At 70.1% G+C, this 18,680-nt stretch carries 19 protein-coding genes and 1 pseudogene; 7 read left to right on the top strand and 13 right to left on the bottom strand.

All coding sequences use genetic code 11. From position 1 onward, the window contains the following. Positions 1–20: 20 nt before the first annotated feature. The 4 genes from IE316_RS11545 to IE316_RS11530 form a co-directional block, all read right to left on the bottom strand. Positions 21–767, bottom strand: a complete 747-nt coding sequence (locus IE316_RS11545) for an AMP-binding protein (protein WP_190204128.1) — start codon at positions 765–767, stop codon at positions 21–23. Continuing rightward, positions 659–1,198, bottom strand: a complete 540-nt coding sequence (locus IE316_RS11540) for a hypothetical protein (RefSeq protein WP_190204127.1) — start codon at positions 1,196–1,198, stop codon at positions 659–661. The genes IE316_RS11545 and IE316_RS11540 overlap by 109 nt, the downstream gene beginning before the upstream one ends. Further along, positions 1,198–1,620: a condensation domain-containing protein gene (locus IE316_RS11535; protein WP_190204126.1), complete on the bottom strand. Its 423-nt coding sequence runs from the start codon at positions 1,618–1,620 to the stop codon at positions 1,198–1,200. The genes IE316_RS11540 and IE316_RS11535 overlap by 1 nt, the downstream gene beginning before the upstream one ends. 123 nt (positions 1,621–1,743) lie before the next feature. Further along, entirely contained in the window at positions 1,744–2,220 is a 477-nt protein-coding gene (locus tag IE316_RS11530; RefSeq protein ID WP_190204125.1) for a hypothetical protein, read from the bottom strand. A 35-nt stretch (positions 2,221–2,255) separates the two neighbouring features. Between IE316_RS11530 and IE316_RS11525 the strand changes: the two are divergent. Further along, positions 2,256–2,970 (top strand): annotated as a pseudogene (locus IE316_RS11525) (transposase). A 392-nt stretch (positions 2,971–3,362) separates the two neighbouring features. Here IE316_RS11525 and IE316_RS11520 read toward each other — a convergent pair. After that, complete coding sequence (locus IE316_RS11520) at positions 3,363–3,986, bottom strand: TetR/AcrR family transcriptional regulator (RefSeq protein ID WP_190204124.1); 624 nt, start codon at positions 3,984–3,986, stop codon at positions 3,363–3,365. A gap of 115 nt (positions 3,987–4,101) precedes the next feature. On the opposite strand from IE316_RS11520, the gene IE316_RS11515 reads away from it, so the two are divergent. Next, on the top strand, positions 4,102–5,130 hold the full coding sequence (locus tag IE316_RS11515; RefSeq protein ID WP_190204123.1) for an ABC transporter permease: 1,029 nt from the start codon (positions 4,102–4,104) through the stop codon (positions 5,128–5,130). A gap of 445 nt (positions 5,131–5,575) precedes the next feature. Here IE316_RS11515 and IE316_RS11510 read toward each other — a convergent pair whose 3' ends face one another. From IE316_RS11510 to IE316_RS11475, 8 genes are all read right to left on the bottom strand, one after another. Further along, a complete protein-coding gene (locus tag IE316_RS11510) occupies positions 5,576–6,178 on the bottom strand; it encodes a dihydrofolate reductase family protein (protein WP_190204122.1) in 603 nt (200 codons plus the stop codon). Further along, positions 6,175–7,035, bottom strand: coding sequence for a metalloregulator ArsR/SmtB family transcription factor (locus tag IE316_RS11505; RefSeq protein WP_190204121.1), 861 nt, complete (start codon positions 7,033–7,035; stop codon positions 6,175–6,177). The genes IE316_RS11510 and IE316_RS11505 overlap by 4 nt, the downstream gene beginning before the upstream one ends. Positions 7,036–7,200: 165 nt before the next feature. Further along, positions 7,201–8,115 (bottom strand): STM4011 family radical SAM protein, encoded by a 915-nt coding sequence (locus tag IE316_RS11500; protein WP_190204120.1) that lies wholly within the window; start codon positions 8,113–8,115, stop codon positions 7,201–7,203. 9 nt (positions 8,116–8,124) lie between these two features. Further along, positions 8,125–9,483 carry an STM4012 family radical SAM protein gene (locus IE316_RS11495; RefSeq protein WP_190204119.1) on the bottom strand — a complete coding sequence of 453 codons (1,359 nt, stop codon included), beginning with the start codon at positions 9,481–9,483 and terminating at the stop codon, positions 8,125–8,127. After that, the gene (locus IE316_RS11490) at positions 9,480–10,340 is read right to left on the bottom strand and encodes an STM4013/SEN3800 family hydrolase (RefSeq protein ID WP_190204212.1); all 861 of its coding nucleotides are present in this window, start codon (positions 10,338–10,340) and stop codon (positions 9,480–9,482) included. The genes IE316_RS11495 and IE316_RS11490 overlap by 4 nt, the downstream gene beginning before the upstream one ends. 180 nt (positions 10,341–10,520) lie before the next feature. Continuing rightward, a complete protein-coding gene (locus tag IE316_RS11485; RefSeq protein WP_190204118.1) occupies positions 10,521–11,645 on the bottom strand; it encodes an STM4014 family protein in 1,125 nt (374 codons plus the stop codon). Positions 11,646–11,650: 5 nt separating this feature from the next. Beyond that, positions 11,651–12,610: an STM4015 family protein gene (locus IE316_RS11480; RefSeq protein WP_190204117.1), complete on the bottom strand. Its 960-nt coding sequence runs from the start codon at positions 12,608–12,610 to the stop codon at positions 11,651–11,653. A 464-nt stretch (positions 12,611–13,074) separates the two neighbouring features. Further along, positions 13,075–13,638, bottom strand: a complete 564-nt coding sequence (locus tag IE316_RS11475) for a VanZ family protein (RefSeq protein ID WP_190204116.1) — start codon at positions 13,636–13,638, stop codon at positions 13,075–13,077. A gap of 155 nt (positions 13,639–13,793) precedes the next feature. Here IE316_RS11475 and IE316_RS11470 point away from each other — a divergent pair, with 155 nt between their 5' ends. From IE316_RS11470 to IE316_RS11450, 5 genes are all read left to right on the top strand, one after another. Next, a complete protein-coding gene (locus IE316_RS11470; protein ID WP_190204115.1) occupies positions 13,794–14,999 on the top strand; it encodes a sensor histidine kinase in 1,206 nt (401 codons plus the stop codon). Beyond that, positions 14,945–15,655 (top strand): response regulator, encoded by a 711-nt coding sequence (locus IE316_RS11465; protein WP_190204114.1) that lies wholly within the window; start codon positions 14,945–14,947, stop codon positions 15,653–15,655. Before IE316_RS11470 ends, IE316_RS11465 begins: the two co-directional genes overlap by 55 nt. A 280-nt stretch (positions 15,656–15,935) precedes the next feature. Beyond that, a complete protein-coding gene (locus IE316_RS11460; RefSeq protein ID WP_190204113.1) occupies positions 15,936–16,100 on the top strand; it encodes a hypothetical protein in 165 nt (54 codons plus the stop codon). Between the two features lie 417 nt (positions 16,101–16,517). After that, a complete protein-coding gene (locus IE316_RS11455; protein ID WP_373311160.1) occupies positions 16,518–17,237 on the top strand; it encodes an RNA polymerase sigma factor in 720 nt (239 codons plus the stop codon). Next, positions 17,234–18,334, top strand: coding sequence for a CU044_5270 family protein (locus IE316_RS11450; protein WP_190204111.1), 1,101 nt, complete (start codon positions 17,234–17,236; stop codon positions 18,332–18,334). Before IE316_RS11455 ends, IE316_RS11450 begins: the two co-directional genes overlap by 4 nt. The last annotated feature ends 346 nt before the right edge of the window (positions 18,335–18,680 follow it).

Raw genomic sequence — 18,680 nt, 5'->3', positions numbered from 1 at the left:
CTCCGGCGCGCCTCGTGGTCCTAACAAGCTGACCCAGGCAACTCAGGACCGTGACATCCGTGACGCCCTCCTATGGGGCGCCACCAACGCCCCGCGTCAGCAGTGCTTGAACAGAGGCATGCCCCGCGGGGCCCGGCCTCGGGCAGGACGAGGGCGCCGCCGACCGACAGGGGGCCGAAGATGTCGTACACCGACAGGTCGAAGCCCATCTGGGCCAGCCCCAGCACCCGATCGTCCGGGTCCACGCCGAAGCGGGAGTTGATCTCGTCCACGGCGTTGTGGGCCGCGCCATGACTGATCATCACGCCTTTCGGGGTGCCGGTCGAACCCGAGGTGTAGATGACGTAGGCGAGGTCGTCCGGGGCTGCCGCCGGTGAATCCACCGCCGTCGCGTCCGATACGGCCGGCTCCACGGTGTCGACCGAGAGGACCGCCGTCCCCGGTGGCAGACCGAGGGTGGGCGCCAGCCAGGACTGCGTGAGGACCCGGCGCACCCCGGCGTCCCGGAGCACGGTGTCCCGGCGCAGCGCCGGCTGGGTGGTGTCGACGGGCAGGTAGGCGCCGCGGGCGAGGAGCACGCCGAGGACGGCGACCACCTGCTCCCAGCCCTTGTCCATGACGACGGCCGCCGGTACCTCGCTGACGGTGCGGGAGCGAGTCAGCGCCGATACGACGGCACGCGTCCGGGCGGCCAGTTCGGCGTAGTCGAGCGTGCGTCCGGGGGTGATGACGGCTTGGTGCCCGGGGGTACGCTCTGCCTGGGCCATGACCTCGGCGTGCACGGGTCGGCAGAACGCGGGTCCTCGGTCGCGTTGACCCGGGCGAGGCGCTCGCGCTGGTGGGCGGGCAGCTCCACCGGATCCATCCCCTGCCGGACGCCGTCGCCGTCGGCCAGCTCCGTGACCAGGGCGGCGAACGCGCCGAACATGTCCTCGACCACGTCGTCGGGGATCGGTCCCTCCCGGACGTCCCGGTGAAAAGGCGGTCTGCGGCTCCAGGGCCCCACGGATTGCGCGAACGCCTGCACGAGCACTCCTGAGGCGGTCGCACCCGCGCGGGCTGCCTGTCGGTTCAGGGCCGTCCACTGAGGTGTCGTCAGCCGCGTGCCGAGCCGACGCAATCGCGGCGGCGCGTTCAGGGATTCGGTGCGCAGGGGCAGTTCGGGGGCGGGCAGGCAGATCGTCGATACCGGCTCCATTAGTAGTCCCTGTCGCGCTGGTGACGGGTGCCCTGGCGGGCGGCGCGCGCCGCCAGCACGTAGTCACGGCACGTCGGAGCCGCTTCGCCGGCCTCCACTCCGTCCGCCTCTGAGGAGCCGGGACCGGTGCACAACTCGTGCAGTTCACCGAGGAGCATCCGGATGCTGCCGTAGTCGCAGATGAGCAGGTCGACCGCGAGGTGCAGGAGCAGTCCGTCGGCGGTGCGGGTGGTACGCAGTTCGAACAGCGGCCACTGGTCCGTCGGCCGCACCCGGTGGGACATCTCCGCGCGGATCTCCTCGACGAGCCGCCGCGCCCGCTCGTCGTCGGCTCCGCGCGCCTCCGCACGCCGTGTCGCATAACGCGGCACCTCGGGCAGCACCCGCTGGTACCCGTCGGCCGAGACCCCTGCCCGCAGCATGTCGTGCCGTCGGACGAGGACGCTCCAGGCATCCTCCAGGCGCTGCTCGTCACCGTCGGGCGGCGCCAGTTCCGGGTAACCCTAGGGCTGTCCCGCAAAGGATCTCCGGGAGTCAGCGGTGCGCTACCCCATGACCTCGCGGGCCGCGTCGAGAAACGCCGACCGGTTGCCCTCCAGGTAGTCCCGCACGCTCTCACCGTCAGGCAAACCGCGCCACACCGTCCTGTTGAGGTCGAGAAAGTGCGCGTGTGCGGCGTCATGCACGGTCAGGGGGAACTGGATGCGAAGGAGTCGATCAGCGACCCACAACCTGTACATGACGTCCCGGGTCGTGAGGTACCAGTCATCGGTGTCCTCCCACTCGGACGGCCGGGTGTAGGCGCAGCGTTCCGCCTCTGCTGATACCTCGATGAACCGCTCCAGCAGCGCCAGCCGTTCCGCGCGTCGGGTCTCCGACAACGCGATCCGCTGCCGCTGCTGTTCAGCACGTTCCGCTGATAGCTGAGTCCTGTGCTGAACGAGGTAGGACAACACGCCGCCGAGGACAACGCCGCCCAACGATATGAGTGACACCCAGACCTGACCTGCCATGCCGATCATCGTTCCACAGCATCGATCGTTGAGACGACCTCGCTGTGCCTGGTGTGATCACGGCGTCCGAGCCGTCCTGGACAGCCCCATTCACCGGGCTCAGCCCATGTCACTTCGGCGAGCTGCTCACTGCGCTACGTCGAGAGGGCGCGGATCCGGTCCGCAAAGGGCCGACGAATCTAACCTTGCGGCAGCTCGGTCCGCTGTTCGGCATTGCGAAGTCTGCATCTGACCGCATCATCAACCATCTCGGCCCGTCGCTCGCGCTCCTGCCGCGCAAGCGGTTTCGCAAGGACACCGTACTGATCGTGGACGGAACCCTGGTCCCTACCCGCGACCACACCATCGCCGAGCAGTCGAAAAACTACCGGTACTCGACCAATTACCAAGTCGTCGTCGATGCCGACCCCCGACTCGTGGTCGCTGTCGGCCGGCCGCTGCCCGGCAACCGCAATGACTGCAAGGCATGGGAGCTGCCCGGCGCGAAGGATGCCGTGGGCAGGACCACGGTTATCGCAGACGGCAGCTACCGGGGCACCAGCCTGGCCATCTCAACCGCCGTGAGCGCGGCCAGGCCGAACTCCCCTCCTGAGGGGGCGAACACAACGCGCCCACCACAAGGTCCGCTCCCGCGTCGAGCACTTCTTGGCCCGCGTGAAGGCGTGGAAGATCCTCCGCGACTGCCGCCTGAAAGGCGACGGCGTCCACCACGCCATGCTCGGCATCGCCCGCCTGCACAACCTCACCCTGGCCGGATAACGGAGAAACGGGCTGGTCAGTCCGCACGCCGTAGATCATTTGCGGAACAGCTCTTTGGCAGGCCACGCCTCCGTAGACGCAGGTGGACATCGGGCAGTCGTGCAATTCCACGCGCTTGAAATCGTCACTGACGACCGCTGAGCTTCTTATATGGACTTACAGGCGTCCAGTTGTCTGCAACAACTCATGAAACATGATTGCCGCAGGTGGCCCGGCAAACGGTGGGGTGTTTCACGAGCGACCACCCATGAAACGCCGCCCCGGAGCCACGCACGGTCGGCCCTGGCCTGGTAAAGCGTGAGGGTGTCGACGTACTCCGTCCGACGTCGGCCCGACATCAGTTTCCGTCCGGACCCGTAGGCCGAGGGCGTCGGCCCGGGCGATGGGGTAGGTCACTCCTTGGCCTGCATGGTTGTCAGTGCCCGCAGTCCATCGCCGATGACCTCGCCCGCGTCCTCGTTGAACAGGGCTCGCTGGATGATGAAGCCCTGGATCACGGCCAGCAGCGTACGCACGATGTGGTCCGTCGGGACGTCGGTGCGCAGTTGCCCCGCCTCCTGATAGTCCTTGATCAGCTCGCCCCAGATGCCGCGCATCCGGCTGTACCCGTCGCTGAGGGTTTTGCGCAGGGGTTCGTTGCGTGCTGCTTCGCCCCAGACCTGGATCACCAGGCGGGGGAATGCCTGCGGGTCGGTGGCGCCCGCCTTCTCGCCCTGTTCCCGGAGGGCGGCATCGAGTACCCCGGTGAGGACTTCGTGCAGCGGCCGTAGTGGTGCACCGTGCACGGCCGTCTCGAAGGCCGCGCTGACGTCGGCGAATGCCTCCGAGGCGACGGCTTCGATGAGTTCGTCCTTGCCGCGGAAGTAGCGGTACACGGCGCCGGCGGACAAGCCGGTCTCCGTCAGCACGTCTTGCATGGAGGTGGCGTGGAAGCCGTTGCGGGTGAAGCTGCGCTTGGCGCCGTCCAGGATCTGACGGCGTCTTGCGTCGAGGTGGGACTGGGGTACACGTGCCATGACCCCAACGTAAAGCGAACGTTCCTTCTTGACAAGGTGGATGGCCTGGAGGACGGTGGCGGCATGATTAAAACGAACGATCCTTCTTCGAGATGTCGCATGAGAGGTCCGCGTCATGCCTGACGCCCAGAACCGGAAGACCGTTGCGGCGATCGTCCTGATCCCGGTGGTCATCGCTCTCGCCATCATGGCGTTCGTCTGGCCCAACGCCCGCCTGCAGCCCCGCGAGCTGCCGATCGGCGCGGCCGGCCCGCCGAACGCCACCGCTCAGCTTGCGCAGCGGCTCGGTGAACGCGAAGGCGCCTTCGATGTGACCACCTACGCCACCGAGAGCGCAGCCCGTACGGCCATCGAGGAGCGAGACATCTACGGCGCCTTCGTGCTCACCCCCAACGGCCTGAAGGTCCTGACTGCCAGCGCCGCGAGCCCGGTGGTGGCTCAACTCCTCACCACGGCCGCGGCAGAGAACGCCCCCTCCGGTGCAGAGCCCGTCACCGATGACGTGGTGGCAGCGCCGAAAGAGGACCCGCGCGGCTCCGCGCTCGGCTCCAGCGTCCTGCCGCTGGCCCTGGCCGGCGTGATGGCCGGCGCCGGGGTCACCTTGCTGGGACTGCGCGGTTCGCGTGCCGTCATCACCCTCGTCGGCACGGCGACCGGCATCGGCCTCGTCGGCACCGCGATCACGGACGACTGGCTCGGCATCCTCGGCGGCAACTGGTGGGCGGAGGCCGGGACCTTCGCGCTGACGGCGCTGGCAGGCAGCGCGACGGTGGCCGGGCTGGCAGCCGTGCTCGGCGTCTCGGGGATCGGCCTGGGGACTGTGCTCAACGTCTTCCTCGGCAACCCGTTCTCCGGCGTCACTTCCGCGCCCGAGCTGCTGCCGGAGCCGGTCGGTGTGCTGGGCCAGTGGCTGCCGGTGGGCTCGGGCGGACAACTCCTGCGCTCCGTCGCCTTCTTCGACGGCAACGCGGCGAGCGGACCGATGCTCACGCTCAGCGCCTGGGCTCTGGCCGGGCTCTCCCTGGTGCTGCTGGGCGGACGGAGGAAGCACGGGCAGCACGGCGGCGCCGACGTGGCGGCGGGCTCCGGCGGGGCCGACGAGGCGCAGCCGGCGATGCGGGGAGAGCCGACAGCGGGTCGGTGAGGGCAAGTATCGAGATCCTGGGCTGATCGGACGGGGGCGTCCGCTGGAGTGCGAGAGCCGGGCACGGCGGCGGACGACCCCAGGTCGCGGCGCTTGTCCAAGTCCAGGCGCAAGGTGCCGTACGGGTCGACGTTGGACCAGAACAGCGCGGTCAGGCCGCGCCAGTCTTCGTCCGAGAGCTTCTTCGCCCAGACGACGATCGACGCTGGGGCAGGACCTGGCCCGTGCTCGCTCAGGAGGCTTCTCCGAAGTGCTCCACCGGCAGGCTTCGTCGGGCTGGTACGGGAACCAGCTCCACCGGCGACACGTGGACGTGGGACCGGTCATGCGCCCAAGGCCGCCCCGTGGGCCTCTCGATGCGGTGAGCACCGGCCCCGAGGCTGACGGGACTCCTTCCACGCCACCTTGTTGATGAGATCACCGGTCGCGGCGCTGTGCGGCTGGGTCAGCGGACTCTGTCGTAGACGAGGGCCAGGGTGCCGTGCTCGCCGGCGGCCTGGCTGACGAGCGTCCACTGTCCGGTGGGAAGGCCGTCGTCGAAGAGGCGTGGCCCGCCGCCGAGGAAGACCGGGAAGATCGTGAGAGCCAGTCGGTCGACCTGGCCGGCCGCCAGGAGTGCCTTGATGACGCTTGCGCTGGAGAGCACGAGGATGTCGCCGCCTTCGGTGGCCTTGAGGTCCGCGACCACCTCGGCGGTCGGCCTGTCGACGAGCGTGGTCCGCTCCCACGGCGCCTGGTCGAGGGTGGAGGAGAGGACCACCTTGTCGGTGTCGACGAGCCAATGCGCGAACTTCTCGTCGCGCGGGTCGGCGCCCTGCATGCCGATGACGGTGGGCCAGAATCCGAGGAATCCCTCGGCGTTGACCCGCCCGAGCAGGGCCGTCGTCGCCGGTTCACAAAGGCTCGTCAGATGGTCGCGGGCGATGTCGGTGACCGCGTACGGCATCACCCAGCCCATGTCCAGCGGGTTGCCCGGCTTGGCATAGTGGCCGTCGAGGGACAGGCTCATGTTGGTGACGACCCGGCGGCCGGCGGTCTGCTGTGTCACGTCGTGCTCCTTGTGGCGGGGTCGGTGCCGATGATGTCGTGCGAGTGGGCGGCGAGGTTCACCGCGAGCTTGTCGAGGCTCTGGCCGAAGCCGACCTCGATGCCTGCGATGAAGTCCGCGGAATCGACCGTGCTGTCGGTGATCCGCCAGTGGACGTCGAGGTCCGTGCCGGTGTTCGTCGGCCTCAGAGCCAGATCGACGTGGGCGGTGAAGGCGAGAGTGCCGTCGGGAAGCTGTGGGGAGAGCCGGTAGGCGAGGCGCTCACAGGGGCGTGCGTCGACGACGACTCCCTCCGCGCGCCCGGCGACCGGGTCCGAGCCGTCGGAGTCCTCGGCATCGCGGTACTCCTGGACGATCCGCCCACCCGCTCGGGCTTCGAAGACCAGCTCGGAAATACGCAGGTCGTCGGGCGTCCACCAGCGGGCGAGCAGAGCGGTCTCGGTCAGGAAACGCCAGATCAGCTCGGGGCGTCCGGCCAGTGACCGGTGGAACGTGAACGAGCGGCCGTCGGCCCACCCCGACTCCTGCGCGGCGAGCCGCTCCGTGCGCAGGCTGCGCCCGTAGCGGTCATAGGTTGCCTGCGGGCCGTCCGCCTGGTCCGCGGTGTCGGCGAGCCGGCTGAGCGTACCCGCCAGGTCCCGCAGGGGAGCGGACCGGAGCGCGTAGATGCGCCGCTGGCCCGTGCGCTGGGAGGTGACGACGCCCGCGCGCTCAAGGGTCTGCAGATGTTTGGTCGTCTGCGGCTGGCGTGCTCCGGCGAGCTGGGCTAGCACCCCGACCGAGCGGGGGCGCTCGGCCAGCAGGCTCACGAGGCGCCAGCGGGCCGGGTCGGCCAGCGCGTGGAGGAGTTCGTCCATGGCAGCAGTATTCACGACAACGAATATTCGTGTCAAGGAATATATTTGGTCTCCCCCTTACAGCCGGAGCGGACGCCCGAGCGCCTCGACCTCGCACCCACGGTCAGCACCGGCCCGAGAGACTATCCATCCGGATGAATGCTTCCACCGCGAGCTCGGAGAGTGTCACGTCCGCTGGGGCACCGCAGGTGTCGGTGGACGCATCGCTGACGGTCCCGAAGCGGGCCCGGACTCCGGGCCCCGCGCGGGGATCCGTTCCAGCACTCCGCCGGCGAAGACGTCGTACAACGGCAGCGTCTCCAGGTGCACATAGCCGATGTGGCAGTCGCAGACGGCGAGCGGGCAGGCACGCGGGCGCAGGGCGGCGCGGTAGGAGCCGTCGTAGAGGTTGCCCAGCGGGGTGGGTACGAAGTGGCAGCGGCGGACGGTGCCGTCACCGTCGACCGAGATCACGGAGTCGCCGGTGCGGCACGGCAGACCGGCGCTGGTGTGCGGGTGACGGCTGTACGGGAAGAGCGGGTCCAGCGCCGTCCACAGGTCCGCTTCGGCGTCCGTGTAGCAGTGGCCTTCGGCGGCGTTGACCCACAGGTAGACATGCTCCGGCAGGTCGGCGCGCAGCCGGCGAGCCGCCTCCAGGTGCTGGGGCAGTCCCACGATGCCGACGCTGAACCGGATGCCGCGTGCCGCCAGGTCGCGGCACTTGGTCAGGAAGCGGTCGTAGGGGGTCTGGCCCGGATGATAGGTGCACCACAGGGCGATGGTCTCGGGATCGGCCTCGGCGAGCCAGTCGGTGCGGCAGCTCAGGTTGGTCTGGATCGCCACCCGCCGGATGTGCGGCAGACGGGAGAGGTCCGCGAGGGCGCGCCGGTACCAGGAGCGCACCAGACCCTCGCCCCAGGGGGTGAACAGCAGGGACAGGCTGTCCTCGGTCCGGTCGGCGGCCCAGGCGGCGAAACGTCGCAGGGCGGCGCGGTCGGCCCGCAGTTGGGCACCGGTGTCGCGGCGCTTGGCGAACGGGCAGTAGGGACAGTCGTAGTCGCAGGAGGCGAGCGGGCCGCGATAGAGGAGGGTGAGGTCCATGCCGACCGGTCACTTCCTCTCGTACGCGGCCATGGCGGCGCGCACGGCCGGGGAGAACAGGGCGGGGCCGACCGCATCGGAGTGGGCGAGTCCTTCCGGGCTGAGCCGGAGGGTCTCCGGGTCGCCGTCAGCCAGCCAGCCCAGTGCGCCGAACGCGGTCAGTTCGGGAGCGAAGTCGTCGGCGGGGGAACCACCGAAGCGGGCCCGGTAGTCGTCGAGGCGCAGTCCCTCGGCCTGGAGCAGCGACTGCAGCAGGTGACGGCGGCGGGCCTCGTACGCGTCCATGGAGTAGCCGACCTCGGCGCGGGAGAAGTCGGTGGCGCCCACGTAATCGTCGATGATGGCGCGGATCTCCTGCATGCCCACGGCGTAGTCGAAGGAGTAGTGCAGGGCGGCGGTGTAGGAGCGGGCACCGCAGCCGAGGCCGATCATGCCGTCCGTCTGGCACGCGTAGTCGTCGGCGCCATGCGGCGGGGCATCGGCGCGACGGAACATGCGCATGGAATGCTGGGTGTAGCCGTGCGCGAGAAGGTGGTCCCGGCCGGCGCGGTACAACCGGAGCCGCTGCTCGTCCCATGCGGGGTCGGGGCCGCCGCCGCGGCGGCTGAGGCCCGTGAGGGGGCGCACGTACAGGGGGTAGAGGTACAGCTCCTCGGGCTGCCAGGCCAGGGCCGCGTCCAGGGACCGGCGCCAGGTGGCCTCCGTCTGGCCGTCGATGCCGTAGATCAAGTCGATGTTGAGCACCGGGATGCGCGCGTCGCGGACGCGCCCGAGGGCGGACTCCACGTCGGCGCGGCGTTGCGGGCGTACGGCGGCGCGGGCCTCGGAGTCGACGAAGCTCTGCACGCCCAGGCTGAGACGGGTGGCGCCCCGGGCGGCCAGTACGGCCAGTCGGTCGGCGGTGGCGGTGGCGGGCGACGCCTCGACCGACAGAGGAACGGCGCGCAGATCGGCGCCCATGCGGTGCTCGGCGATGTCGCAGAGGCGTTCCAGCTCGGCGGTGGTGAGGAAGGTGGGGGTGCCGCCGCCGAACGCCGCGGTGGCGAAGCGGACCTCGTCACCGTCCCCGAGCGCCTCGCGTACGGCGTCCGCCTGGCGTTCCAGGGCGTCCAGGTAGGCGCCGGTCAGGCCGTCCGGGGCGCCGATGCGGGTGAAGAGGTTGCAGAAGCCGCAGCGGACCTCGCAGAAGGGGATGTGCAGGTAGAGGGAGACGGCGTCCTTCGGTTCGGCGGCCCACAGGGAGTCGAGCGTGGGGCGGTGGGGAAGGGGGCGGTAGGCCGTCTTGTGCGGGTAGGCGTAGACGTAGCTCTGGTAGGGGGTGGCCCCGGTTCGGGTCGCGGCTGTCGGAGGTGCGGTGGTGGTGGTCATCGGGCGGCCTCGGTCGGGCGGGTGTCGGGGTGCGTCGCGGATGCGGTCGTGGAAGGTGCGGGTTCGAGGACGAAGTGGCCGTAGGGCACGGTCCAGCCGCAGTCGTGCCCGAGACGGTGGCCGGTGTAGCCGTCGTCACCGTAGGCGGTGCCGTGGTCGGAGCAGACGATCGCGAAGCAGCGGCGCCTGCTGCTCGCCGCGGCGAACAGTCGCCCGATGTGCTGGTCGACGTACTCCAGCGCGGCGGCGTGCGTCTCGCGGGTGTCGCCGTCCTCCCGGGCCGAGCCGGGCCGGTAGAACCAGTTCGGCTGGTGCAGGGCGGACACGTTGACGAAGAGGAACAGCCGTCGCTCCGCCGGGAGTTCGCTGATGACGCGTTCCGCGCGAGCCACCTGGTTCTCGAAGGACGCGGGTGAGGTGACGCCGAACTCCGGCTCCCAGTGCGACTCCTCGAAGAGCCCGGGCAGGACCGAGCCGAGCGGGCCCTGCTTGTTGAAGAAGCCCACCCCTCCGACGCAGACGGTGTGGTAGCCCGCCTTCGCCAGTCCGGAGACGAGGTCGGGGGTGTCGTAGACGAAGGTCTTCGGGGCGGTGGTCTCGCTGCCCGCGAAGCTCGCCGCGAACAGTCTCGGATGCGGTCCGGGCGCGGCCGGGGTGGGCAGGAAGCCCGCGAAGATCGCCTGGTGCGAGGCGTAGGTGAAGCTGCCCGGGGCGTGCCGCTTCTCCCATCGGCCGCCGGGCAGGTGGCGGGTCAGGTTCGGTAGGCGTCCCGCGGCGGCGAGTTCGGCGGCGACGTCGTAGCGCAGGGTGTCGAGGGTGACGAGGAGCAGGTCGTGGCTGCCGACGATCTCGTTCATGTCCGGTTCGCCCGCTTCCGGCGTGGGCGGGAGCGGCTCGGGGGTCGGTGCGGGCGACGGCATGGGCGCTGGTTCCTCTTCTGTCGGCGTGCTGTCGTGCTGGTCTGCCGGCTGTGCCGGTCGTGCCGGCTGCGGTTGCGGTTGGGCCGGCCGTGCTCGTCGGGGTGGCGGTGTCCGTGGTCACTCGGCGGGGCGGCCGCCGTGAGCGAGCAGGGCGGCCGCGACCTGGGTGGCATACGTGTCGAGTCCTTCCGCTCCGCTGCCGGGCAGGCCGGTGAGCCGGGGCAGCAGATCGCCGAAGGCGTTGACCTCGCCGACGGCGGCTCTGCGCCATCCGACGGCCGGCAACAGGTCGACGCCCACGGACAGGGTGCGCGGGAAGCAGGCCGCGGCCCGCTCGCACACGTCCAGCAGGTCGGTCCAGCGGGCGCCTGCCGCCTCGACGGCCTGCCGGGCCGTGTCGAGGTCGCCCCGGCTGCCGCCGAGGTGGAGGTTGGTCAGCGGCCAACGGCTGGTGCGCACCACCGCGTGGGTGGCTCGGCCGGCCACCACGACGACTCTCAGGTCCGCGGCGCGGCCCTGCTGCGACGCCTTCGGCAGCCAGCGTTCCAGGTGCAGGCCGTCGGGAGCGAGCGTGTCGATGATGGCCGCGATGTCCTCCTCGCGCTCGTAGCGGCGCACCTTCAGCGAGTTGAAGAGCCGCCCGTCCGCCGCGAGTTCCACCGAGGTGGTGGCCCGGATGCGCCCGCCTCCCGCCGATTCCACCGCCAGCACGCCCGACGCGGATGAGCCATGCGCGGGTTTGACGAACAGCCGGGGCATCCGGTGCTCCCGCATCAGCGTCCGTACGTCGTCCCAGCCGCGGACCGGCGCGGCCCCCGGCCCCGACGTGGGCGAGGCGGGGACCGGCACGCCCGCGGCGTCGAGGACGGCGTGGCAGCGCCGCTTGTCGAAGAGCACGGCCAGGTCGTCGGGGTCGTCGAGTCGTATGCCGCCGCGCAGGGTACGCAGCGCGGCGGTGAACCCGGCGTACCACCGGGCCGCCCCCTCGACCCGGGTGGGATCCTCGACGCCGCGGAGCATCCGGTCGACGTCGGCGTCCTCCCCGGGGGAGTCGATACGGACGATCTCCCCCGCGTCGAACTCGGCTCCCCCGGCGCGCAGTACGTTCGCCCAGGGAACGACGCGTGAAGCCGGCAGTCCGGCCGCGCGCACCGCCTCGGCGAACAGCGTGACCCGGCGGTTGTCCGGATTGCCCACGACCGCGAAGCGGCGGCCGGGGGCACGGCCGGAGTGCTCGCCCATGGTGCTCATTCGCCCACGGCGACGTACCGCCACACCGTGCCGTCGCCGTCCTGGTGCTCGTCGGCGTCGTCGCGGTCCAGGTCCAAGGTGACGCCAGCGGGTTCGAGCGTCTGCCGCAGGCGCTCGAGGAGCGGTTCGCTGATGTAGTGGTGGTGCAGGTCGAGTTCCTTGAGGTGGGTGAGCGGCTGCCCGGCGAGGAGGGCGGCGGCTCCGTCGTCGGTCAGGACACCCATGGACAGGTCCAGCACTTCCAGGCGGGCGACGACGGGGGCGGAGGCGACCGCCGCGGCGACGGCGTCCTGCATCTCGCTGTTGCACAGGGCCAGGTGGCGCAGGCGCGGGAGCCGGGCGCCGGAGAGGATGGGCTCCAGGTCGCCGGCCTCGCTGTCACCGCCGTAGTGGGGCATGCCCAGCCACAGGTCGAGTACCTCCAGAGCGGGCAGGTCGCTGTGGGCGACTCCGCGGACGACCTCGGCGGGCAGCCCGCCGGACTCCAGGGTCAGCTTGCGCAGTGCCGAGTGGCTCAGGGCGGGGAACCGCAGTCCGGTCCCGCCGCGGACGCCGAACTCCTCCAGCTCGGGGAAGGCGCTGAGCAGCGGTGAGACGTCGGTCTGGTTGATCCAGGAGATCTCGCATTCCTCCATCACCATGTCACCGAGGAACAGGGCCCGCAGCGCGGGGAAGTCGTCCCGTGCGGCCACCAGCGCCTCGATGACGTCGGACGGGTCGTATTCATACGCCTCCTGCCAGGCGCCCACGATGAGCGCCCGCACGCGTGTGGTGTCGACGGTGGCGCGGAACCGGGCGAAGGCATTGGTCCATGCCTCGTCGGAGCCGTAGACGTCGCTGGTGATGCGCCATGCGACCGAGTCCGCCTCGGGGAGGTCGTCCGTCCGCTCGTCGGGGCCGGGGAAGGTGTGGGCGGGCAGCCGGTACAACGCGTCGAGGTGGGAACCGATGGTCATGCGGCTGCTCCTGTGAAGAGTGAAGGGGACGGGACGTTCCGCTGTGACCGCAGTTCTACCAACAGGCACTGACAATGCCCGTGACGGGGGCCGTGGTTCGGCCCGTTGTCCGTGGCTGCCCCTGCACTGGCCTGACGGCAGCAGACGCCCAGGCCCTCGCAGAGGTCAACGAGGCTGCCCGGCTGCCGCTCCCGAGACACCAACCCGACGAGGACGGCCACTTGTCCCGTACCGGCGGCCTTGACCAAGTGCTCGGCCCGCTCGGGCTTCGGTGAGGTGACCGAGGGATTCTCGTCCGCATTCCAGAGGGTCGCCGTCCCTTGCTTCGGCCGTCCTGGAGCTTGGCGGCGTTGCGAGCGAGCCGCCCGCACTCGGCGCGGGCGCGCGCGTGGAGCCGGCTGTGGAGTTCCTGTTGTGCCTCGCGGCCGGCTCTGCCCGGGCCCCCGGTCCTCGGGACCGAGGCTTCACAGTCCGGTGCTGGGCGATCGGGACGACTTCTTCAGTGCGGCGCGTGCGGCGGCGGTGCGCCGCACGGTGCGCAGGGCCGCGTAGCCGAGGAGACCACCGAAGGTGTTGGCGATCAGGTCGTTGATGTCGACGGCGCGTCCGTTGCCGAGCGCGATGTACTGCAACAGTTGTGCCAGCTCGATCCCGAGGCTGGCGAGGGCACAGAACGCGACGGTGCGAGCACCGGTAAGACGGTGGCAGAGCAAGGGCAGGAGGAAGCCGAGCGGGACGAACATGACGACATTGGGGATCATGGTGACGTCCGCCATGAGCAGCGGGATCAATTGAATCTGGTTCGTCCAGGGCGCCTCGTTGCGGTAAATGCCGCCGTAGATCCAAAGGGGGAAGATCGTGATGGAGAGGACCGCTCCCACGTAGAGCGCCAGGACCACCCGGAGCACCAGCGGCCCGCCGCGCCACCCAGGGGCGTTGCCTCGTCGGCGTGCGAGGGCGAACAGAGCGAAGATCAGGAGCGCCGGGCCGAGGACGGCGGCTGTGGGTATCTGTGTCTGGAAGTTCATGTTTCATTCCTTCTGCGGCGAAGCGTGTGCGGATCGTCCTGACCGATGGTGTCCGTGCGGGGTGCCGCTCCGGATCTGTCGGAGGAGGGAAACCCGCTGTGTCACTACGACTTTCGGCAGAGGGGCCTGAGCGGCCGGTTCCGTAGGCTGCGGGCATGCATTCCCTCCTTCTCGGCCGACGCTCCTCCTGGGTGCGTGGCGCGCTGGTCTGTCTCGGCACAGGTGCCGTGGGAGCCGTCCTGGTGCTGGCGCTCGCTGCCGACTACCGCAGCGGCGTTTTCCGGTCCGCTCTCGCGCCGCAGGTACGGCTCTCCGCCGCGGCGCCGTTCCTGGTGGCGCCGGTCCGGGTGCTGCGCCGGTCGCGAGTGGGGCCGTGGGTGTTGGCGGTGGCCGGAGGGATCGCGGGTGCCGTGTCTCTCGGATGCAGTACGTGGATGCACATCACGGCGGGACAGCGGGGATCGTCGGCCGGGCGTGCCGACGCATACACCCTGTTCGAGGTCAGTGCGCTCATCGTGGTACTGGCCGTCACCGTCCGGCACGGCGCTGCCTGGCCGGCTGCCGTGGCGGCTGTTGTGCTGTGCGCGGCGGTGGTCGTGCGGCCGGTGGCCGTCGAGGTGAGCGAGAACAGCCTCCTCGTGACGTTGTTCTGCGCGTTCGCCGTGGGTACCGCACTGGTCGGGGCCCTCGTGGCCCGGCTGGTGGCTGTCGAGCGTCGGCGTCACACCGAGCAGGTGCGTCTGGAGCAGCGGCTCGCCTTCGCCCGTGATCTGCACGACTTCGTGGCCCACCATGTGACGGGCATCGTCGTGCAAGCGCAGGGGGCCCAGGTGGTCGCGGCGTCCAGGCCGGAGATGACCACCTCGGCGCTGGGCCAGATCGAACGGACCGCCGCGGAGGCTCTCAGGGCTCTGCGGCACATGGTGAGCGGGCTTCGGACCGAGGCCGGGCTCGTACCGGCGGGAGACATCGAGCAGCTACGCTCTCTTGTGGCTGATTTCGTCCTGCCCGGCGGCGGGCGGGCCCGGCTGCTGCAGGAAGGGCCGGTCGACAGTCTGCCCGCGGCGGCCATGGCGGTGGTGCACCGGGTCGTCATGGAGTCGCTGACCAATGTACGCAAGCACGCACCGGGTTCCCGGAAGGTGTCCGTGACGCTCAGTGTCCACTCGGGGACCGCCGCGCTCGACATCGTCAACGACCGGCCCGGCCCGGGCGGAGACACGGCGGGGTACGGTCTCATCGGGCTCGGAGAACGCGTCGCGGCCGAAGGCGGCACCTTCCAAGCGGGCCCCGACAGCCAGGGACAATGGCGGGTGAGGGCCCGCATTCCCTTCAGCAGCGTGTGGAGGGATCTTCCGTGATCCAGGTACTTCTCGCCGACGACCAGGAGATCGTCCGCACCGGCATGGCCATGATCCTCTCCGCCGAGAGCGACATCGAGGTCGTCGCGCACGCCCAGGACGGCCTCCAAGCCCTGGAGATGAGCGCACTGCACCGGCCGGACGTGGTCCTCATGGACATCCGGATGCCCCGGCTGGACGGCCTCGACGCGCTGCGTCAGCTCACCCGGCCCCACATGGCGCACCGGCCGCAGGTCGTCATGGTGACGACCTTCGACGACGAGGACTACCTGACCCGTGCGGTGGAAGCGGGGGCTTGCGGATTCATCCTCAAGGACTCCGGGCCACGCCTGCTCGCCGAAGCGGTCCGCGCGGCCGCGGCCGGTGATGCCATGGTCAGCCCATCGATCACCGTGCGGCTCCTGAAGCAGCTTCGTACCTCCTCCTCCCGGGCGGCGCCCGCCACCCGGCTGTCCCCGCGCGAGAAGGACGTTGTCATGCTGCTCGCCGAGGGCATGACCAACGCCGAGATCGCCGCGGCCCTGTCCATCACGAGCGGCACGGTCAAAACCCACCTCGCCAACATCCAGGCCAAACTCGCCGCCAGAAACCGCGTGGAGATCGCTGCCTGGGCATGGCGCACCGGCCTCGCCGGAGGCGGCACGGCCATGCCCTAGCGGCCCGTGCTCCGTCCTGCGGCGATGGGAACCGCGAGCAGGACGAGGGGCCGCCGTACCGGCCCGCCCGTCGTGGCGGCTGCTGCCACGTCCGATGGGACAGGAGGGGGCATCTGCGCTCCTGATGCCCGGCTGCCGGTGAACCGGGCCCAGCACATGACCGTTGTCAGCGAGCAGGAGCACGCCGTATGCCAGGGACTGGCCCGTACGGCGATGGCAACACCCTCGGTCGGCCCGGGCCGTGACGCTGCCCCCACCGTCCACACCACCAGGAGGCGTCATGACGCCATTCACCCACCGGTTGCCGCCCGCATACCGAACCCTCGCCGCGATCACCGTGGCCGGGGCCGCGCTGCGGCCCGGAGTTGCCCCCTCCGCCTTCGCCCGGACGCCGGCCGCGTCCTCGACGGACGGCCCGGACTACGTAGCCCTCGGTGACTCCTAGCCTCGGCGCCGGACTTCCCGGAGTCACGGACGCCACGGGCGACCGCACCACCGCGGGAACAGTGCCGAGGGCCGTGTCCGTGACGCTCTTGCCGACATCAGACGGCTCAGTCCCGACGCCGACGTGATCGTGGTCGGCACCCTGCCCTCTTCCCCGACACTGGTGTCGGCTGCGCGGAGGTTCCGTTCGCCAGGGGTGACTTCGCTTTCCTGCGCGATGTGACGAAGAAGCTCAACCGGGCGTTGCAGCGCCGGGCCACGGCCGGTGACCGGGCCGTGCGGTGCGCGGACACCCTTTTCCACAACGCGGCATGCCGTACGTCGTCCGGCCGCCGCGTACCGTACCGCGCCCTGAACGTGACGCAGGTCACGGGAAGTGGAGCCGCGAATCCGACAGGTCCCAGAAATGAGCATTGACATGCGCTCCCGGCTACGGGCGGGGGAACCGGCCGCATTCGCCGAGTTGTTCGACAGTTACGCACGTGCCGTGTACAACCACGCTTTCCGTCTGACCGCCGACTGGTCGACGGCCGAGGACGTCATGGCCACCACCTTCATGGAGGCGTGGCGGCTGCGTCACAGGATCGACGCGGAAGGCGGCTCACTGCGGCCCTGGCTGCTGGGCATCGCCACCAACACGGCGCGAAACCAGTACCGGAGCAACCGGCGTTACCGACGGGCGGTGCTCGCCACCGCTGCCGCCGAACTGAACGTGCCGGATCACGCGGAGGAGGTGACCGAGCAGGTCGACGACCAGCGCAGGCTGGCCGTGGCCCTCCGAGCGCTCGCCAGGCTGCGCAGACCCGAACGTGAGGTCATCGCGCTGTGCGTGGGAGAAGGACTGGACTACGAGTCCGCGGCGAAGGTGCTGGACATCCCGGTGGGCACGGTCGCCTCCCGGTTGTTCCGGGCCCGTAAGAAGCTGCGCTCCCTCGCGGACGTCGAACTGCTGCAGCCCGCTGCTCCGGCGACGGATGCCATCGACACCCGGGGCGGCCCGCTTCCTCACGCGACGCACACCGGTCCGGCGGACCGATCCGAAGAAGTCCGCGGAGGACGGGAAGTCGAACCGGCCGGCCGACAGATAACAGGTGATTGGATCACCACCGTCCGGCCCGCACAGGAAGGAAACCGATGAGCGCGAACATGCCCCGGCCCCGCCCGGGTGATTCCGAGGAAGCCGCAACGCTGCTGTTCCAGATATCGCGCGACCTGCCGGTGGGCCGTCACGAGTACCACAAGGAGCTTCTGATGGCACGAATCGAGCAGGCACAGCGCACGCGGGAGACCTCCCCGAGTCCCGCGAGGACGCGCCGGCTCCGGCCGGTCCGCCCGGCGATCGCCCTGCCGGCCCTGGCCGCCGCCGTGGCCGCGGCCGTCATCGCCGGGACAGCGATGACCGGCGGGGACGGGAACGGGGACGGAGGCCGCCAGCTCGCCACCGGGCCGGTCCTGACCACGCAGATCGGTACCGCCAGCCCGAACGGGGTGAGCCGTCTGCTCGACCAGGTCTCCCTTGTGGCGGCGAAGGACGACCACCCCACCGTCGAGGCGGGCCAGTACGTGTACATCGAGTCGAAGGTGGCCGACACGTTCGTCAAGACCGTCGACGACAAGAGCAGCCTCGCCAGCCACGCCCTGCACAAGCGCCAGGTGTGGTACTCCCCCGACGGTACGAAGGGGTGGCTGATCGACCCCGCAGTCAACGACAGGTCCGAAGGGGAAACCCTCAGCCTTCCCGACGAGCAGGGCAACACACCCGTCGCCAGCCTGAATCACCCTTCTTACGACTACCTCACCAAGCTGCCCACCGACCCCGACACCCTTCTTGCGAAGATCTACAAGGAGACCAAGGGGCACGGCAACTCACCCGAGCAGGAGGCGTTCGCCACGATCGGCGACCTGCTCGGCGAGAGTTACCCCCCAGCCGACCTCGCCAAGGCGCTGTTCAAGACCGCGGCCAAGATTCCCGGCGTCGTCGCCGTGAACGACGCCGTCGACGCGGTCGGCCGGCGTGGCGTGGCGATCGCCCGGCTGGACGAGACAAGCGGCCAGCGCGAGGAATGGATCTTCGACAAGCACACCCATGTCTTCCTGGGCCAGCGGTCCGTCCAGGTGAGCAAGGCCAGCGGTCCCGAAAAGCTCATCAAGCCCGGAACCGTACTCTTCACCAGCGCTGTCCTGCAGCGAGCCGTGGTCGACGACATGAAGCAGGTCCCCGCACGCACCAATTGACACGGGAGCTGCTTCGGGACCGATTTCCCGGGGCAGCTCAACGTGCTGTCCCGCACCTGAGTCCGCGATAGCGGAAGCGACCGTTCACCGTGTTGCCCATGGGCACTCTTCGGTGGGCGGTCGTTCGTGCGAGGCGTGGAACCGGTCAGGCATCTCGAACCGATGAAGAGGTGAGGACACCCTGGACCGGTGCGTCGACCGTGCCGCACCCTCCGCCCGGCCGCCGACGGCGTGAGTCGTTCCGATCGGATGCCGCACCGGTCACCGTTCGGGTGAAGTCGAGACTCCCGCCGCGTTGCCGGACTTCAGCAGCGTTGCAGAGCAACACTCGGCAACGTGCGATCAC

The sequence above is a fragment of the Streptomyces fumanus genome, from assembly GCF_014655295.1.
GTDB classification, from domain to species: domain Bacteria; phylum Actinomycetota; class Actinomycetes; order Streptomycetales; family Streptomycetaceae; genus Streptomyces; species Streptomyces fumanus.
The sequence above is the reverse complement of the archived record's forward strand: the minus strand, read 5'-3'. Positions and strand labels throughout refer to the sequence as shown.

What these genes read in the sequence shown, in the direction of transcription:
- IE316_RS11545 (WP_190204128.1), bottom strand. Translation starts at nt 767, where the DNA reads ATGGCCCAGGCAGAGCGTACCCCCGGGCACCAAGCCGTCATCACCCCC.
- IE316_RS11540 (WP_190204127.1), bottom strand. Translation starts at nt 1,198, where the DNA reads ATGGAGCCGGTATCGACGATCTGCCTGCCCGCCCCCGAACTGCCCCTG.
- IE316_RS11535 (WP_190204126.1), bottom strand. Translation starts at nt 1,620, where the DNA reads ATGCTGCGGGCAGGGGTCTCGGCCGACGGGTACCAGCGGGTGCTGCCC.
- IE316_RS11530 (WP_190204125.1), bottom strand. Translation starts at nt 2,220, where the DNA reads ATGATCGGCATGGCAGGTCAGGTCTGGGTGTCACTCATATCGTTGGGC.
- IE316_RS11520 (WP_190204124.1), bottom strand. Translation starts at nt 3,986, where the DNA reads ATGGCACGTGTACCCCAGTCCCACCTCGACGCAAGACGCCGTCAGATC.
- IE316_RS11515 (WP_190204123.1), top strand. Translation starts at nt 4,102, where the DNA reads ATGCCTGACGCCCAGAACCGGAAGACCGTTGCGGCGATCGTCCTGATC.
- IE316_RS11505 (WP_190204121.1), bottom strand. Translation starts at nt 7,035, where the DNA reads ATGGACGAACTCCTCCACGCGCTGGCCGACCCGGCCCGCTGGCGCCTC.
- IE316_RS11500 (WP_190204120.1), bottom strand. Translation starts at nt 8,115, where the DNA reads ATGGACCTCACCCTCCTCTATCGCGGCCCGCTCGCCTCCTGCGACTAC.
- IE316_RS11495 (WP_190204119.1), bottom strand. Translation starts at nt 9,483, where the DNA reads ATGACCACCACCACCGCACCTCCGACAGCCGCGACCCGAACCGGGGCC.
- IE316_RS11490 (WP_190204212.1), bottom strand. Translation starts at nt 10,340, where the DNA reads ATGAACGAGATCGTCGGCAGCCACGACCTGCTCCTCGTCACCCTCGAC.
- IE316_RS11485 (WP_190204118.1), bottom strand. Translation starts at nt 11,645, where the DNA reads ATGGGCGAGCACTCCGGCCGTGCCCCCGGCCGCCGCTTCGCGGTCGTG.
- IE316_RS11480 (WP_190204117.1), bottom strand. Translation starts at nt 12,610, where the DNA reads ATGACCATCGGTTCCCACCTCGACGCGTTGTACCGGCTGCCCGCCCAC.
- IE316_RS11475 (WP_190204116.1), bottom strand. Translation starts at nt 13,638, where the DNA reads ATGAACTTCCAGACACAGATACCCACAGCCGCCGTCCTCGGCCCGGCG.
- IE316_RS11470 (WP_190204115.1), top strand. Translation starts at nt 13,794, where the DNA reads ATGCATTCCCTCCTTCTCGGCCGACGCTCCTCCTGGGTGCGTGGCGCG.
- IE316_RS11465 (WP_190204114.1), top strand. Translation starts at nt 14,945, where the DNA reads ATGGCGGGTGAGGGCCCGCATTCCCTTCAGCAGCGTGTGGAGGGATCT.
- IE316_RS11460 (WP_190204113.1), top strand. Translation starts at nt 15,936, where the DNA reads ATGACGCCATTCACCCACCGGTTGCCGCCCGCATACCGAACCCTCGCC.
- IE316_RS11455 (WP_373311160.1), top strand. Translation starts at nt 16,518, where the DNA reads ATGCGCTCCCGGCTACGGGCGGGGGAACCGGCCGCATTCGCCGAGTTG.
- IE316_RS11450 (WP_190204111.1), top strand. Translation starts at nt 17,234, where the DNA reads ATGAGCGCGAACATGCCCCGGCCCCGCCCGGGTGATTCCGAGGAAGCC.